The organism is Arthrobacter sp. NPDC093125 (assembly GCF_044754225.1).
Taxonomy (GTDB): domain Bacteria; phylum Actinomycetota; class Actinomycetes; order Actinomycetales; family Micrococcaceae; genus Arthrobacter.
The window spans coordinates 432,613-447,491 of sequence record NZ_JBIVOQ010000002.1; the positions used below are offsets into that span (position 1 = coordinate 432,613).

General features: G+C 66.6%; 15 protein-coding genes. 5 read left to right on the plus strand and 10 right to left on the minus strand.

Going from position 1 to position 14,879, the window contains the following annotated elements; all coding sequences use genetic code 11:
• Nucleotides 1–83 precede the first annotated feature (83 nt).
• Both xseA and ACIP9X_RS06465 read left to right on the plus strand, forming a co-directional pair.
• Entirely contained in the window at nt 84–1,391 is a 1,308-nt protein-coding gene (xseA, locus tag ACIP9X_RS06460; RefSeq protein WP_400478901.1) for an exodeoxyribonuclease VII large subunit, read from the plus strand.
• Between the two features lie 47 nt (nt 1,392–1,438).
• A complete protein-coding gene (locus ACIP9X_RS06465) occupies nt 1,439–1,687 on the plus strand; it encodes an exodeoxyribonuclease VII small subunit (RefSeq protein WP_400478902.1) in 249 nt (82 codons plus the stop codon).
• A gap of 45 nt (nt 1,688–1,732) precedes the next feature.
• Here ACIP9X_RS06465 and ACIP9X_RS06470 read toward each other — a convergent pair whose 3' ends face one another.
• The 9 genes from ACIP9X_RS06470 to ACIP9X_RS06510 all read right to left on the minus strand — a co-directional run bounded on the left by ACIP9X_RS06470 (nt 1,733) and on the right by ACIP9X_RS06510 (nt 10,699).
• Nucleotides 1,733–2,587, minus strand: coding sequence for a polyphosphate kinase 2 family protein (locus ACIP9X_RS06470; protein ID WP_400478903.1), 855 nt, complete (start codon nt 2,585–2,587; stop codon nt 1,733–1,735).
• A 36-nt stretch (nt 2,588–2,623) separates the two neighbouring features.
• A complete protein-coding gene (locus tag ACIP9X_RS06475; protein ID WP_400478904.1) occupies nt 2,624–3,844 on the minus strand; it encodes a pyridoxal phosphate-dependent aminotransferase in 1,221 nt (406 codons plus the stop codon).
• A 196-nt stretch (nt 3,845–4,040) separates the two neighbouring features.
• Complete coding sequence (locus ACIP9X_RS06480; protein WP_400478905.1) at nt 4,041–5,003, minus strand: ABC transporter substrate-binding protein; 963 nt, start codon at nt 5,001–5,003, stop codon at nt 4,041–4,043.
• Nucleotides 5,000–5,743 (minus strand): ABC transporter permease, encoded by a 744-nt coding sequence (locus tag ACIP9X_RS06485; RefSeq protein ID WP_400478906.1) that lies wholly within the window; start codon nt 5,741–5,743, stop codon nt 5,000–5,002. The genes ACIP9X_RS06480 and ACIP9X_RS06485 overlap by 4 nt, the downstream gene beginning before the upstream one ends.
• Nucleotides 5,740–6,453, minus strand: a complete 714-nt coding sequence (locus tag ACIP9X_RS06490; RefSeq protein WP_400478907.1) for an ABC transporter permease — start codon at nt 6,451–6,453, stop codon at nt 5,740–5,742. Before ACIP9X_RS06490 ends, ACIP9X_RS06485 begins: the two co-directional genes overlap by 4 nt.
• Nucleotides 6,453–7,553, minus strand: a complete 1,101-nt coding sequence (locus ACIP9X_RS06495; protein WP_400478908.1) for an ABC transporter ATP-binding protein — start codon at nt 7,551–7,553, stop codon at nt 6,453–6,455. The genes ACIP9X_RS06490 and ACIP9X_RS06495 overlap by 1 nt, the downstream gene beginning before the upstream one ends.
• A 218-nt stretch (nt 7,554–7,771) precedes the next feature.
• Nucleotides 7,772–8,857, minus strand: coding sequence for a ribosome small subunit-dependent GTPase A (gene rsgA, locus ACIP9X_RS06500; RefSeq protein ID WP_400479051.1), 1,086 nt, complete (start codon nt 8,855–8,857; stop codon nt 7,772–7,774).
• Nucleotides 8,858–9,259: 402 nt separating this feature from the next.
• Nucleotides 9,260–9,712, minus strand: a complete 453-nt coding sequence (locus ACIP9X_RS06505; RefSeq protein ID WP_400478909.1) for an NUDIX hydrolase — start codon at nt 9,710–9,712, stop codon at nt 9,260–9,262.
• A gap of 60 nt (nt 9,713–9,772) precedes the next feature.
• Nucleotides 9,773–10,699, minus strand: coding sequence for an N-acetylglucosamine kinase (locus tag ACIP9X_RS06510; RefSeq protein ID WP_400479052.1), 927 nt, complete (start codon nt 10,697–10,699; stop codon nt 9,773–9,775).
• Between the two features lie 126 nt (nt 10,700–10,825).
• Between ACIP9X_RS06510 and ACIP9X_RS06515 the strand changes: the two genes are divergently transcribed.
• The gene (locus tag ACIP9X_RS06515) at nt 10,826–11,872 is read left to right on the plus strand and encodes a nitronate monooxygenase (protein WP_400478910.1); all 1,047 of its coding nucleotides are present in this window, start codon (nt 10,826–10,828) and stop codon (nt 11,870–11,872) included.
• Between the two features lies 1 nt (nt 11,873).
• Here the strand turns inward: ACIP9X_RS06515 and ACIP9X_RS06520 are convergent, their stop codons facing one another.
• Nucleotides 11,874–12,872: a LysR substrate-binding domain-containing protein gene (locus ACIP9X_RS06520; protein ID WP_400478911.1), complete on the minus strand. Its 999-nt coding sequence runs from the start codon at nt 12,870–12,872 to the stop codon at nt 11,874–11,876.
• Between the two features lie 95 nt (nt 12,873–12,967).
• Here ACIP9X_RS06520 and ACIP9X_RS06525 point away from each other — a divergent pair, with 95 nt between their 5' ends.
• The gene (locus ACIP9X_RS06525) at nt 12,968–14,236 is read left to right on the plus strand and encodes an MFS transporter (protein WP_400478912.1); all 1,269 of its coding nucleotides are present in this window, start codon (nt 12,968–12,970) and stop codon (nt 14,234–14,236) included.
• Between the two features lie 127 nt (nt 14,237–14,363).
• Complete coding sequence (locus ACIP9X_RS06530) at nt 14,364–14,876, plus strand: Lrp/AsnC family transcriptional regulator (RefSeq protein WP_400478913.1); 513 nt, start codon at nt 14,364–14,366, stop codon at nt 14,874–14,876.
• Nucleotides 14,877–14,879 lie beyond the last annotated feature (3 nt).

A 14,879-nucleotide genomic window follows, 5' to 3' on the forward strand; every position in this document is an offset into this window, starting at 1 on the left:
CAACATGTGCAGGCATAACAAGAAGGCACACAAGGCAAAGGACGGGCACATGCAACAGGCGAACGCCTCCACCCGGGCTGCGCATGGCTGAAAATGCCATTGTCCCCGGCACCGCTCCCACGACCGTGCCCGCCACCGCCGCCGAGACAACCCCGGACAACCCGTGGCCGCTGCAGCTGCTGTCACAAAAACTCAAAGCGCATATTGAGCGTGCGCCGGCGGCGTGGGTCGAGGGCCAGGTCATCGAACTGAACCGCAGGGGCACCAGCGCCTTCCTGACGCTCAGGGACGTGGACGCCGAGATTTCCCTGCCGGCTTCCGTCTGGTCCAAGATCCTCGACCGCCAGGAGAGCCCGCTGGAACGCGGCAGCAGGGTGGTCGCACTCCTGAAGGCCGAGTTCTGGCTCAAGACCGGACGCCTCAACATGTCCGTCAAGGACATCCGTCCCGTGGGCCTGGGCGACCTCCTCGCCAGGATTGAGAGGCTGCGCCACGCGCTCGGTGCCGAAGGCCTCTTCGCCGAATCGCGGAAGAAGCGGCTCCCCCTGCTGCCGCACCGCATCGGCCTCATCACCGGCCGGGACTCGGACGCGAAGAAGGACGTGCTGCGGAACGCGGCGCTGCGCTGGCCCGCCGTCGAATTCGAGATAAGGGAAGTCGCTGTCCAGGGAAATACCGCCGTGGCCCAGATCATCCGGGCGCTTAAGGAACTGGACGCCCGCCCCGATGTCGACGTGATTGTCGTCGCCCGCGGCGGCGGCGCGTTGGAAGACCTCCTCCCCTTCAGCAACGAGGAGCTGATCCGGGCAGTCGCCGGCGCGGTAACTCCCGTTGTGAGCGCCATCGGGCACGAGGCGGACCGCCCCATCCTGGACGACGTCGCCGACCTGCGCGCGTCCACCCCGACGGATGCCGCCAAGCGGATCGTTCCTGAAGTCTCGGAGGAGCTCGCGCGCGTGCGCCAGGCGGAGGCCCAGCTGCACCGCTCAGTGACGCAGCTCGTCGCCAGGGAATCCGACCGCCTGGCAGCCCTGCGTTCGCGTCCCGTTCTTGCCGCCCCCGAAGTCATGGTCAACGTAAGAGAGGAGGAAGTGGAACGGCTGGCGCGCCGGTCCACTGCCGCCATCAGCGCTGCCGTTACGAGGGCCGCCGACCAGCTTGGGCATTTGCAGGCGCAGGTCCGGGCCCTGTCTCCGCAGCAGACGCTGGACCGTGGCTATGCCGTTGTCCAGCTAGCCGCGGGCGGGCCATCAGCCGGGACCGTCGTGCGGCACCCCTCGGAGGCGCCCGCCGAAACCGACCTCTCCATCCGGGTCGCGGGCGGAAAGTTCGGTGCGACGTCCACCGGCGGCCCGCAATCCGCAGGCGCCCGCCAGCCCGCCAGAACGTGAGCCGCCCCAGCCGATCAACCAACCAAACCAACACGACAGGTGAACCCATGACTGACAACTCCGCCGAGGCAACCGCGGCATCACCGGCAACGCCCATTCCCGCAGACATCGAGGCGTTGAGCTACGAGGAGGCACGCGAACAGCTCATAGGCGTCGTCTCCAAACTTGAAGCCGGCGGGACGAGCCTCGAGGATTCCCTCGCCCTGTGGGAACGGGGCGAGGCCCTGGCCCGGCGCTGCGAGGAATGGCTGGAGGGAGCCCGGAAGAGGCTCGCCGCCGCCCGCCAGGACAGCTAAGAAGCAAGGGGCAGCCGAGAAACCGCGTCGGGACCTCTCAGCGGGTCAGGACCGTTCGACCAGCCGCCGTTCTGCTTCCACATCGAAGTCGGCCTTGGGCCACTCGAGATTCAGCCCCTCCAAGGCGGAGAGCAGCAGTTCCTGCACAGCGATCCGTGCGTACCATTTCTTGTTCGCCGGAACCACGTACCAGGGGGCCACCTCGGTGCTGGTTATATCGAAGGCAGCCTGGTAGGCGGCCATGTAGTCTTCCCAAAACGCGCGCTGCTTCAAATCCCCGGTGCTGTACTTCCAGTGCTTCTCGGGATTGTCCAGGCGAGCCAGCAGCCTCTTCTTCTGTTCGTCCCGGCTGATGTGCAGCATCACCTTGACGACCTTCGTTCCGGCGTCCGTCAGCCGTCCCTCGAACTCATTGATGGCGGCGTAGCGGCGCTTGATCTCCTCCGGCGGCGCCCAGGCGTGGACGCGGTGGATCAGCACGTCCTCGTACTGCGACCGGTCAAAGACCCCCATCATGCCGGCGGCAGGCACTTCCTTTTCAATCCGCCACAGAAAGTCGTATGACTTCTCCTCATCCGTGGGCGCCTTGAAGGACTTGAGCTGGACGCCCTGGGGATCCATGGCGCCCATGACATGGCGGACAATGCCGCCTTTGCCGGCCGTGTCCATGGCCTGCAGGATCAGCAGCACCCGTTTGAAGCCGCCGAACCTGGCCTCTGCGAACAGCTTCTCCTGCAGCTCGGCCAGCTTTCCGTCCTGATGAGCCAGGAGCGCCTCGCCCCCGGCCTTGTTTCCCGTGTACCCGGGCGTCGCGTCAGGGTCGACGGAAGCAAGCTGGAATCCGTCATCAACCCGCAGGGCCATGGCCGGAGACTCCACGAAATCCATGACATCGGTCATGATGACCTCTTTCCCACAGTTGTATGTGGGAACAGGCTAGTTCCCCTGATACCTGCTGAGGAAGTCTCCCATGCGGCCGATCGCTTCTTCGATGTCCTTGACGTTTGGCAGCGTCACCATCCGGAAGTGGTCGGGCCGCACCCAGTTGAACGCCCTGCCGTGGGACACGAGGATCTTCTGTTCCTTGAGCAGGTCCAGGACGAACTTCTCGTCATCACGGATGTGGAAGACCTCGGGGTCCAGCTTGGGGAACAGGTACAGGGCTCCCCTGGCCTGCTGGGTGCTCACGCCGGGGATGGCATTGAGCATGTCGTAGGCCTTGTTCCGCTGCTCCAGCAGGCGTCCGCCGGGCAGGATGAGGTCGTTGATGCTCTGGTAGCCTCCCAGCGCGGTCTGGATCGCATGCTGGGCGGGAACGTTCGCGCACAGCCGCATGTTGGCCAGCAGGTTGATGCCTTCGAGGTAGTCCGAGGCGTCCTTCTTCGGGCCGGAGATGGCCATCCACCCGGCGCGGTAGCCGCAGACCCTGTAAGCCTTGGACAGTCCGCTGAAGGTCAGGCACAGGACATCATCCCCGGTGAGGCCGGCCATGTTCACGTGCACGGCGTCCTCGTACAGGATCTTCTCGTAGATCTCGTCGGCGAACAGCACCAGCCCGTGCTTTTCGGCCAGCGCCACGATCCTGCGCAGGGTGCTTTCCGGATACACGGCGCCGGTGGGGTTGTTCGGGTTGATGACCACAATGCCCTTGGTGCGCGGCGTGATCTTGGCTTCCAGGTCTTCCAGGTCCGGCTGCCAGCCCGACTCCTCGTCGCACAGGTAGTGCACGGGCCGTCCGCCGGCCAGGGCCACGGAAGCGGTCCACAGCGGGTAGTCGGGGGTGGGAATGAGGATTTCGTCCCCGTCCTCCAGCAGCGCCATCAGCGACATCGTGATGAGTTCGCTGACGCCGTTGCCGAGGTAGATGTCGTCCACGTGGATGCTCTGGATGCCCCGGGTCTGGTAGTACTGCGACACTGCCGTGCGGGCTGAGAAGATGCCCCGGGAGTCGCTGTATCCCTGGGCATGGGGCAGGTGGCGGATCATGTCCACCAAAATCGCGTCCGGTGCTTCAAAACCGAAAGGTGCGGGGTTGCCGATGTTCAGTTTGAGGATCCGGTGACCCTCCGCCTCCATCTGCTGGGCGGCCTGAAGAATCGGTCCACGGATGTCGTAAAGGACATTATGAAGCTTGGTGGACTGCTTGAATTCTGCCATCCATCAAATATGCCATATGCGGGATGTTCTTCCGTGGAGACGTGCCTCACACCCGTGCCGCGGCCCGGCAGCGGTCGGGCCCGCCCGGATTATGGGCCTGGTTAACGGCGGACGGCGGCTGCCGGCCTTCACGTGGAAGTCCGGCAGCCGCCGTCGTGCTCGGGAACTGCGGGCTGGCAGCCTCACTCAGCGGGCCTTACTTGGCGATGCCCTTTTCCTTGAGCCACCCGGCTGCTGCGTCCTTCGCGCTCTGCTTCTGGTCGCCGCTGACCGCCCGGTTGAGGTTGATGAGGTCCTCCGTGGTCAGGGTCCTGGACACGTTGTTCAGGGCCTCCTTGGCCTTGTCGGTCATCTTGGCGCTGTTGTAGAGGGGCAGCACCTGCTGGGCGATGAAGTTGTTCTTGGGATCCTCGAGCACCACGAGGTCGTTGTCCGCAATGGACGGCGTGGTGGTGTAGATGTCGGCCACCTGGACCTCGTCCTTCAGGAGCGCCTGCAGGGTCAGGTTGCCGCCGCCATCGTTGAAGGGCTTGAGGGCCTTGAGCTCGCAGCCGTAATTCTTCTTGAGGCCGGGGAAGCCGTAGGGACGCTCTTCGAAGGTGACCGGCGCCGCCATGGTGAAGTCCTTACACACCTTGGCAAGGTCCTCGATGGATTTGAGCTGGTGCTTCTCCGCTGTGGCCTTGGTGACCACCATGGCGTCCTTGTTCTCGGCCTTGGACGGCTCCAGCACGCCGAGGCCCTCCGGCAGCTTTTCAACTACGGCCTTGTACACTTCGTCCGCCGCGACTTCTGTCGCTTCAGGATCCAAGGCAACGGTGAGCAAGTTCCCGCTATATTCCGGGACTACATCAATGGACCCGTCCTGCACGGCTTTGAAATAGATCTCGCGGGAGCCGATGTTCGGCTTGGTGGTGGCCGTGATGCCCGCGGCGTTGAGGGCGCCGGCATAGATCTCGGCAATGGTCTGGCTCTCGGGGAAGTCTGCCGAACCGACAACCAGGGAGCCCCCGGCTGCCGGGCCTCCCGCGCTGGTGGTCGGTCCCGACAGGGGGTCGCCGCCGCCACCACATGCGGAAAGTGCCAGGGCGATGCCTACGCCCGCGGCGATGCCGCCGAGGCTCCGGCGGGTGACAGCCGAGTGGATGGGATGCTTCATGAGGTGCCTCCTTGAACAGCGGCCGCCGCGGGTGCGGCAGCCGAGAGATCGGTGGCGGCCTTGCGGCCGCCCCTGGGACCGGTGGTCAGCCCGGGGGAAACGAGCAGCCTTTGCGCGGCCGCAAGGACGAGGTCGACGGCGATCGCCAGGCCGGCGATGAGGAGCGAACCGGCCAGCATGCGGGGGAAGTCCTGCAGGACGAGCCCGTCGAAGAGATAGCGGCCCAGGCCCCCGAGCGGAAGGTAGGCCACCACGGACACAGTGGCGATCACCTGCAGCACGGCGGTGCGCAGGCCGCCGAACATCACCTGAAGGCCGTTGGGAAGCTCCACACGGAACAGGATCTGCAGTTCCTTCATTCCCATGGCCCGGGCGGCATCAACCACCGTTTCGTTAACACTGGAGATGCCCGCGTACGTCCCGGCCAGCAGCGGCGGGACCGTGAGGATCACCAGGGCCCACACCGGCGGCATGAGTCCGCTGCCGGCGATCAGTGCAAAGAGCACCAGCAGGCCCAGCGTGGGCAGCGCGCGCAGGGCGCCGGCCACGGCCACCGCCGCAACCCGCCCCCGCCCGGTGTGTCCGATGTAGAGCCCCACCGGCACGGCGAGCGCGGCGGCAATCAGCAGGACCAGTCCGCTGTACTGCAGGTGCTCGAGCAGCCGGGCGGCGATGCCGGAGCTCCCCCGCCAGTGGGCCGGGTCGGCCAGCCAGGCGAAGGTTTCAAGGAAGAGGTTCATGGCCGCGCCCCCGCATGGACGTGGGTGTCCGCGATGTACTCCGCGCCCGTCACCGACTCGGCACGGGTTGATGCGGCCGTCGCCCGGGTCCATGGCGTGAGCAGCCGCTCCAGGAGAACGAGCACGCCGTCCATCAGCAGTGCCAGCAGCAAGATCGCGAGGATTCCCACCACCACCTCCGTGACGAAGGTCCGCTGCAGCCCGTCGGTGAAGAGGATCCCCAGGTTGCCCACGCCGAGCAGCGCGGCGACGCTCACCAGCGAGATGTTGCTGACGGACACCACGCGCAGGCCGGCGAACAGGACTGGCAGGGAGAGGGGCAGGTCGATGTGCAAAAAGCGCGCCGCAGGTTTGTAGCCCATCGCGACGGCCGCCTGCCGGAGGTCGTCGTCCACCGAGTCGAAGGCGTCCATGGCCGCCCGAACCAGCAGCGCCACCGCATAGATGGTCAGGGCGACGATGACGTTCAGGGGGTCAAGGATCCGGGTCCCGAGCAAGGGAGGCAGGATGATGAAGAGTGCCAGCGACGGAATGGTGTAGAGCAACGAACTGACGGTGGACACGAGGGACCTCAGCGCGGGGTGGCGGCGGGAGGCCTGCGCCAGCGGGATGGAGATCAGCAGTCCCAGGATCATCGGGATCAGCGCGAGCACCATGTGCTGCGCCGCGAGCCCGGCAACCATGCCGATGTTGGCCAGGAACCAGTCCATCAGAGGGCACCCTGCCGCACCCGGCGGGCCGATTCGATGACGGCAAGCACTTCCGGTGCCTGCACCACACCGAGCACCCTGCCGTCGCTGTCCACCGCGACTCCCAGCCCTGACGGGGAGGACAGTGCTGAGTCAAGGGCGCGGCGCAGGGTATCCCCGGGCCGGAACAGTGAACCGCCGGGAACAAGTCCGGAATCAGGGCCCGGGGCCTCCCATCCCAGCGGCCGCGATTCCCCGTCCACAACGAGGCGCCAGCCATCGCCGTGATCTGACATGCCGGCGTCGGCAGTGCCGCCCCTGGTGACCGTCTGGACGGAATGGATGGTGACGCCGTCGGCCGCGGTGAACCCGAGGTGGCGGAACCCGCGGTCACGGCCCACAAAGGATGCCACGAACTCATTCGCCGGAGCCCGCAGGATCTCTTCCGGTGTGGCGTACTGCGCCAGCTTGCCGCCGACGGCGAAGACCGCCACCTTGTCCCCCAGCACGGTGGCCTCGTCAATGTCGTGCGTGACGAAAACGATGGTCTTGGCCAGGTCCCGCTGCAGCCGGAGGAGCTCCTGCTGGAGTTCCTCGCGGACCACGGGGTCAACGGCGCTGAAGGGCTCATCCATGAGCAGCACCGGAGGATCCGCTGCCAGTGCCCTTGCCACGCCGACGCGCTGCTGCTGGCCCCCGGAGAGCTGGGACGGGTACCGCTTTCCCAGTGACGGATCCAGCCCGACGACGTCGAGCAGTTCCGCAGCGCGCTTCCGGGCCTGCCCCTTGGGAACGCCGTTCAGGCGCGGCACCGTGGCGATGTTGTCCAGCACGGAGCGGTGCGGCATGAGGCCGGAGGACTGCATGACGTAGCCCATGGACCGCCGGAGTTCCGCAGCAGGAACCGACGTTACGTCCTGGCCTGCGACCGTGATGGTTCCGGACGTCGGCTCCACCATCCTGTTGATCATGCGCAGCGACGTGGTTTTGCCGCAGCCTGACGGTCCCACGAACACCGTGATGCAGCCTTTGCCGATGGACATGCTGAGGTCATCGACCGCCGGCTGTCCGCCCTGGTACTGCTTGGTGACGCTCTGGAACTCAATCATGGCTTCGGCCATTCCCGGGCTTCCCTACTGTTGGCACCATCGGACTGTGAAGCGAGCCGATCATAAGCACGCTGATTTTTGGGTGTAAAGCTCGTCTTGACAAAGAGTAACCAGTGCCTGCGGGAATGTAACTGCAGGCGCGGATACCGTAACCATTCGGAGACAACCCTCTGTCATTCGGAACCGGTCCCGGCGCGGATGGGTAGGTGCTGCGTTCCTCTTGTCCGGTCTTAGGTGTGGCGGTAGCGTTCAGCCGCCCGCTGGCTCCTGCCGGCGGCAACCACCTTCTGGTGCCACTCCCTTTGGTAGGCACGCCGGGCCGCGGCATCGGAGCGCCGGTTCAGGGCGGCAAGTTCGCGCTGCAGTTTCAGGTAGCTCGCCCACCGCCTGGTATCGAGCGTTTCGTCGGCGAGCGCAGCCTGCACGGCGCACCCCGGTTCGCTGTCGTGGGCGCAGTCCGAGAACCGGCATTGCCCGAACAGCTCCTCGACGTCGCCGAACATTTCGCCCATGCCGTCGTCGGCGTCGAAAAGCCCAAAGCCACGCACCCCCGGCGTGTCCATGAGTACTGCACCACGGGGCAGCGGAACCAGCTCCCGTGATGCGGTGGTGTGGCGTCCCCTGCCGTCCGCCGCCCTGACTTCTCCGGTGGACTGCACCTTCCGCCCGACGAGTGCGTTGATGAGCGTGGATTTGCCCGCGCCGGACGGACCGAGCAGGACAAGCGTCCCGCCCGCCGGTATCCGGGCAAGCAGTTCGTCCAGGCCATCTCCTTGTTCGGCGGACGTGGTCACCACGTCGGCTCCGGCGGCCTGGAGCACCACCTTTCCGACGACGTCATCGGCGATGTGGGCAAGGTCGGCTTTCGTGATGATGACCAGCGGCACGGCGCCGGAGTCCCACGCGGCCACAAGGGTGCGTTCCAGCCTGTTGTGGGTCAGGGGCCGATCTACGGGGACCACGACGCCGACCACGTCGATGTTGGCCGCCAGGACCTGGGCCTCCGAGGAGTCCTCAAACGCCCGTTTGCGGCTGAGTTCGGACGTGCGGGGAAGCACCGCGACGATGCCGGGTTCACCGGCCGGGTTGGGTCCGAGCCAGACCCAGTCACCACCTGCGGGCATGGGCGGCGCTGCCGGGTAGGGCACTCCCTGCAGGCCGTCCGCGGTGGCGACACGGATGCGGTTGCGGTCTACCCGGACCACCCGGGCAGGCAGCTGTCCGCCGTGGGCAGGATGGTCCGCAAAGTGCGCGGCCACGCGGCCGGTGAAACCGTATTCCACCGGGCCCCGCAGTTGCTGAGTGTTGCCGGGCAGCTGCTCGTTGCGGCCGGACAGTTCGTGGTTGTCGGCGAAGCGGTGGTTGTTGCTGACGTGGTGGTTGTTGCCGGAAAGCTCCCGGCTTTGATGATGAATAGCGGCCGTTGACCGGCCAAATGATTTGTTCACTGTGGACCTCTGGATGGGCCCCGGGCACTGTGCTGTCCTGCTGCGGCTGGCTGCAGGCGAATTCTGGTGTTAGGCAGTGCCCTCGAGCGGGGCAGGATTAATGAAGGACTTTTTGCCATTGCGCGCTGCGCGCAGGAGTTCTGCAATCATCAAGTCCACCTCCCCGCTGTCTGCCCGGTCCGGACTGTATCCGGACGCTCCCAACAGAATAGCCACCTGGCCAGACCTTGGCTAGGAGATTTAGAGCCGGGATTCTTGGAGCGGAAGGGCCTAGTCCAGCTTGCCGTTGGCCGGGCGTTCCTGGAACAGCCTAAGCGCCGCATCCACGAGTGAGACCCTGTTCAGCGAGCCGACCTGATCCAGCGGGACCCATGCAGCATGCGTGGTGGTGCCGTTCACCTCATGGGTGAGTTCCCCGCCGGTCACGCGTGCCTCGTAGACAAGCCGGAGGGCCTGGAACTCGCGGTCCACACCGTCAAGCCGTGTTCCCGCGGGCCAATGGCCCACGTCGATGCCGAGCATGCTGCCGATCTCTGCGTGGTAGCCCGTCTCCTCGAAGACCTCGCGGATGCACCCGTCCACCGGGTGCTCAGCCAGGTCCAGGCCTCCTCCGGGGAGCGTCCAGCCCTCTTTGCCGTCCTGCTTCCAGTACGCCAGCAGGATGGCCCCGTCTTGGATGATCACCGCGTAGGCGGCCGGGCGGGTGTCGAAAAGAACGCTCATGGAGCAAGCCTAGTCGGGCCGCCCGCGGGACTTGCGCGTCGGCGGGATTACTTTCGAGGGTCAGCGCTGCTCTCCGACGAGCTGCAGGACTCCGAAAACCGGCTCCTGCTCCAGGACCCGCACATCGGTGACACCGGCCGCCGCCAGGTGGTTCCGAAATGCTTCCTGCAGCCGGACAACATTCATGCCGAGGCCGCTTCCCAGGATGACCGGGCCGTCCAGCCGGAGTTGCCGCAGCACCTGGGCAGCCATGTCGGCCAGGTCCTTGCCTGCCTGCTGAATGAGCTCCTGGCTGGCGAGGTGTCCGGCGTCGGCGGCTTCCACCACAAGCCGTGCCTGCTGCGCCCAGTAACGGCGCCCCGTGTCAGCGGAATGGAACAGGGCAATGAGCTTGTTGGGATGGTTTATCCCGCACGCGGCCAGCAGGGCCCGCGTCAGTTCGTCCGCTTCCAATCCCTGGTTCATCCGGCGCAGGCTGTGCCGGACAGCTTCCCGCCCCAGCCAGTAGCCGCTGCCCTCATCGCCCAGCAGGTACCCCCAGCCGCCGGCCCGGGCTTCCTCCCCTTGCCCGTTCCTTCCCCAGGCTGCCGAGCCGGTACCCGCGATGACGGCCACGCCGCTGCTGGCCCCGCCGGCCGCGAGCAGCAGCCGCGAATCGTGGACCACTGTGATCTTTGCCCCTGGAACGTGGGGTTCGATCAGGGCAGCCAGCGCCGCGGCGTCCTCCTCCGTGTCGATTCCCCCTGCACCCGCGTAAACGTAGGCAACAGGACCGTTGCCGATCATGGCGAACAGCTCCGCCAGGTGCGCTGCCGCCTCGTCGCGGCTGACGTTCTGGACGTTCGAACTGCCGACGATCTCGTCGGCCACAGGCTGCCCGTTCTCGAAACGGACTCCCCTCGTCTTCGTACCTCCGATGTCCAGTCCGATTACCGTGCCGCCGCCGCGGCCTGCTCCCGGCGAACGGACGGCCTCCTGGGCAGGCAATGTCTCCCGCAGCGTCGGGGATGTCGGTGAGGGGCCGGCGCCGCTTGCTCGGGCAGAGGGGGCATCAGCTAGGTTGTCAGAGTCAGTCACTCGAACAGCCTACTGAAGCGCCCCTAGGAGAGAGCAATGTTCAATGGCATTCTTGACACGAGGGTGATTGCCGCCCCGATGGCCGGAGGAACCTCGACTGTCCGCTTCGTGGAGGCGGTACACCGCGCCGGCGGCCTCGGCTTCCTCGCTGCCGGCTACAAAACTGTCGACGCGATGAGGGACGAGGTCAGGGCTGCCAGGTCGGCCGGCATCCGCTTCGGCATGAACGTGTTCATGCCGGACATGCGGCAACTGCAGCCTTCCGCCGACGAGAGGGAAAGGCTGGAACGGTACCGCGGGACCCTGCGGGATGATGCCGCCCGGTACGGCGTCGACGTCCCAGCCCTGAAGCTGGACGACGATGACGCCTGGCAGGGAAAGGTTGACGAACTCCTGCTGGATCCAGTGGAGCTGGTCAGTTTCACCTTCGGCCTGCCCGAGGCGGCGACCGTAGCCCGGTTCCGCCGCGCGGGCACCGTTGTTCTTGCCACCGTCACAAGCAGGGCTGAAGCCGAGTTCGCCCGGGATCGGGGCGTCGATGCGCTGGTCGTCCAGCACAGCAGCGCCGGCGGGCACAGTGGCGCCTTCCTGGACGAGGGCACACGGACTGCCGCCGGCACAGGTGCCCCGTCCACGACGGCGGACCTGGTCCGGGAGGTGCGTGCCGCCGTCGGCCTTCCGCTCATAGCGGCCGGCGCTCTGTCTGATGCAGCAGCTGTGAAGGCCGCGCTCGCCGCGGGAGCCGAGGCGGCGCAGGTTGGCACGGCACTCCTGCGGACGGAGGAAAGCGGCGCGCGGCAGCTGCACAAGGACGCACTGGCCTCGGACCGGTTCACGGAAACCCGTCTGACGCGGGCCTTCACTGGGCGCTACGCACGTGCGCTCGTCAACGAGTTTGTGCGGGACCACGGGGACGCCCCGGAAGGCTACCCCGCCATCCATCATCTGACGGCGCCTATCCGTGCCGCTGCGGCAGGCGCTGGAGACGCGGAGCGACTGAACCTGTGGGCGGGAACGGAATGGCGGAAGGCCCGGCAGGGTTCCGTGGCAGAGGTGATGGAGAGCCTCCTTAGCAGGGCGTGAGTCATCCTCCGGAACGGGCACGGACCAGCCCGGCCAGCAGCGCGGGCCCCTCCCCCAGCACGAGTTCCCGGAAGAGACGCACCTGGTCCGGTTCCGACCCGCCCCGGCGCTCACGCCAGGCCACGCCGATCTCCCGGTAGGCCCGGTCCGACTGCAGCGGGACCTCCACCCAGCCCAGGTCGCCGGCGCCCGCACCGGGGACCAGTCCAACCCCGGCCTGTGGAACCTGGCCAAGACCACCCCCTGGCGGGAGGATGCTTACGCCCAGTCCGGCGGAGACCAGGCCGCGGGCCGTGTGGGAATCCTGGCTTTCGAAGGCGATCCGGGGCCGGAACCCTGCATCGCGGAACAGGGCGTCGGTGATGGAGCGCAGCCCGTACCCCGGGCCCAGCGCCACAAACGGTTCTCCTCTAATGTCGGCCAGGGCCGCCGACGGGAACCCGGCGATGCGGTGGCCGTGATGCACCACCAGGCGCAGGGGTTCCCGGTAGAGAGCCGCCGAGCCGATCGCCCGGCTGGCAGCTGCCACCGGCGCCGTCAATGCGAAATCCGCTGCACCCGAAGCCAGTTCGGCGAGGCAGGTATCCCTGGCTCCCTGGCTGAGGTCGAACTCGGTCTGGGGGTGGCGGCTCCGAAACGCGCTGATCAGGAGGGGCAGAGTCGCTTCACCGAAGGTGTGCTGGAACGTCACGGAGATCCTTCCCCGCACCACTTCGGACTCATGGCGCACAAGGTCGAGCCCGGCCCGGAATTCTGCGAGCGCGGACTCGATATAGGGCAGCAGGGCCTTTGCCGCCGGGGTGAGGCGGACCCCCCTGCCCTCACGGATGAGCAGTTCGGTGCCCACCACCGCACTTGCGCGGGCCAGGGCGCGGCTCACGGTGGACTGCGGAACGCCCAGCAGTTCGGCGGTTTCGGTGATGTGCTGCGTGCGGCCCAGTTCCGCCAGGACCGGCAGGACGGGCAGCAGCTGGACCAGTTGCCTGTGCTCAATGTCCATGATCTCCCCGCCGCCTCCATATGTATCCGCTGCTGCATGATTAGGACATAAATCATGCATTGGATACTGGAACAGGGTAGACCTACCCTCGAAGTATGCCAACGCCCGCTGTCCCCGCCTCCAGCAATCCGCCCGTGCCGGGAACGGGCGGAGCAGGCCGACGGCAGCAGGCGGTGTGGGAGGGGCATCCAAAGGGGTCCACCGCCTACGGCAGAATCCTGGCAGGCCTTGCCTTTGCGGGAGTGGCGACCTTTGCCCAGCTTTACTCCACGCAGGCCGTGCTGCCCCTGCTATCAAGGGAGCTTGGCGTCACCGCGGCAGAGGCCGCGCTGACCATCTCGCTGGCCACGGTGGGGCTCGCCGTCACCGTCATCCCGTGGTCGTTTCTGGCTGACAGAATCGGGCGGGTCCGGGCGATGACCTGGGGCATTTCTGCGGCCACCGTTCTGGGCCTGCTGGTACCGCTCGCCACCTCGTTCCCTTTGCTGCTGGCACTCCGGACGTTGGAGGGCATGGCCCTGGGCGGGATCCCTGCAATCGCCATCGCCTACCTGAACGAGGAAGTCAACAAGGCCCATACCGCGATCGCCGCGGGCAGTTACGTGGCGGGAACAACTTTGGGAGGCCTCGCTGGCAGGCTGGTGGCCGGGCCTGCCGGCGAGCTGTGGGGGTGGCGCGCAGCAGCGCTCTCCGTCTCCGTGCTCGCGACCGTTGCCGCGATTCTGTTCCTGGTCCTGGTCCCCAAGGCCAGGAGGTTCACGCCCGCCCCGGCCCGGGGCTTCCGGGGAGCGGCGCGGACGCTGGGCATCCACCTCCGCAACTCCCGCCTGCTTGCGCTCTATGTTCAGGCATTCCTTCTCATGGGCGGGTTCGTGGCGGTCTACAACTACCTGGGGTTCCGGCTCTCGGGCGAACCGTTCAGCCTCCCGGCAACGGTCATCAGCCTGATCTTCCTGGCCTACCTGGCAGGGACGGTGACGTCCCGCTGGGCCGGAGGGTTGACGGAGCGCTTTGGCCGGCGGGCGGTTCTGCTGGCGGGCATTGCGCTGATGACTGCGGGACTTGCCCTTACCCTCACCGGGATGCTTGTGCTGATCCTCGTTGGCCTCCTGATTTTCACCGGCGGATTCTTCGCCGCCCACAGCATCGGCGCGGGCTGGACCGGCGCCATAGCCCTCTCCGGGAGGGCGCAGGCCGCGTCGCTGTACAACCTGGCCTACTACCTGGGTTCGAGTGTGATCGGCTGGGCGGGCGGCATCGTGTTCCAGTCGTTCGGCTGGACGGCGCTCGCCGTCACCGTGATCGCACTGGGTTGTACGACGGCGGTGATCACCGCCGTCGTACATCCCGCCAAGGCGGTGTAATAGCCGCGAATTATCCTCCAAGGAAGGTGCCGTGGGCCCGGCGAATATTCGGGCGCACAGGGTGCCGGTGCATGGATCGGCCGGAAACCCACGGCTAAGATGAACTAGCACACCCTGAGGAGGATCCGTGAGCACCAATGCGAAGAACATCCGGTCTGGGTCGGGACACGCCGAGCCGCTGGACGCCATTGATGAACGGCTCCTGGCTGCCCTCGTGGACGATGCGCGGATCTCCAACAAGCAGCTTGCCGAACTCGTGGGGATCGCCCCTTCCACTGCTCTCATGCGGACCCGGGCGTTGTCGGAGCGGGGCATCATCGAGGGGTTCGAAGCCAAGCTCAGCCTCTCCGCGATCGGCCGTTCGGTCCAGGCGCTGATCGCCGTCCGGCTCCGGGCGCATGACCGCGAGCAGATCGACCGGTTCACCTCGCGTGTCCCCAAGCTTCCGGCTGTGCTGTCCACGTTCCACACGTCAGGCTCCGTGGACTACCTGCTGCACATCGCGGTGGCCACCACGGAGGACCTTCGAGACTGGGTGCTGGACAACCTGGCCACTGATCCCGTGGTGGGCCACACGGAGACCACCCTGGTGTTTGAGCACATGCCCGGCAACCACGGGCCCCTGCCCGAACAGGACTGACCC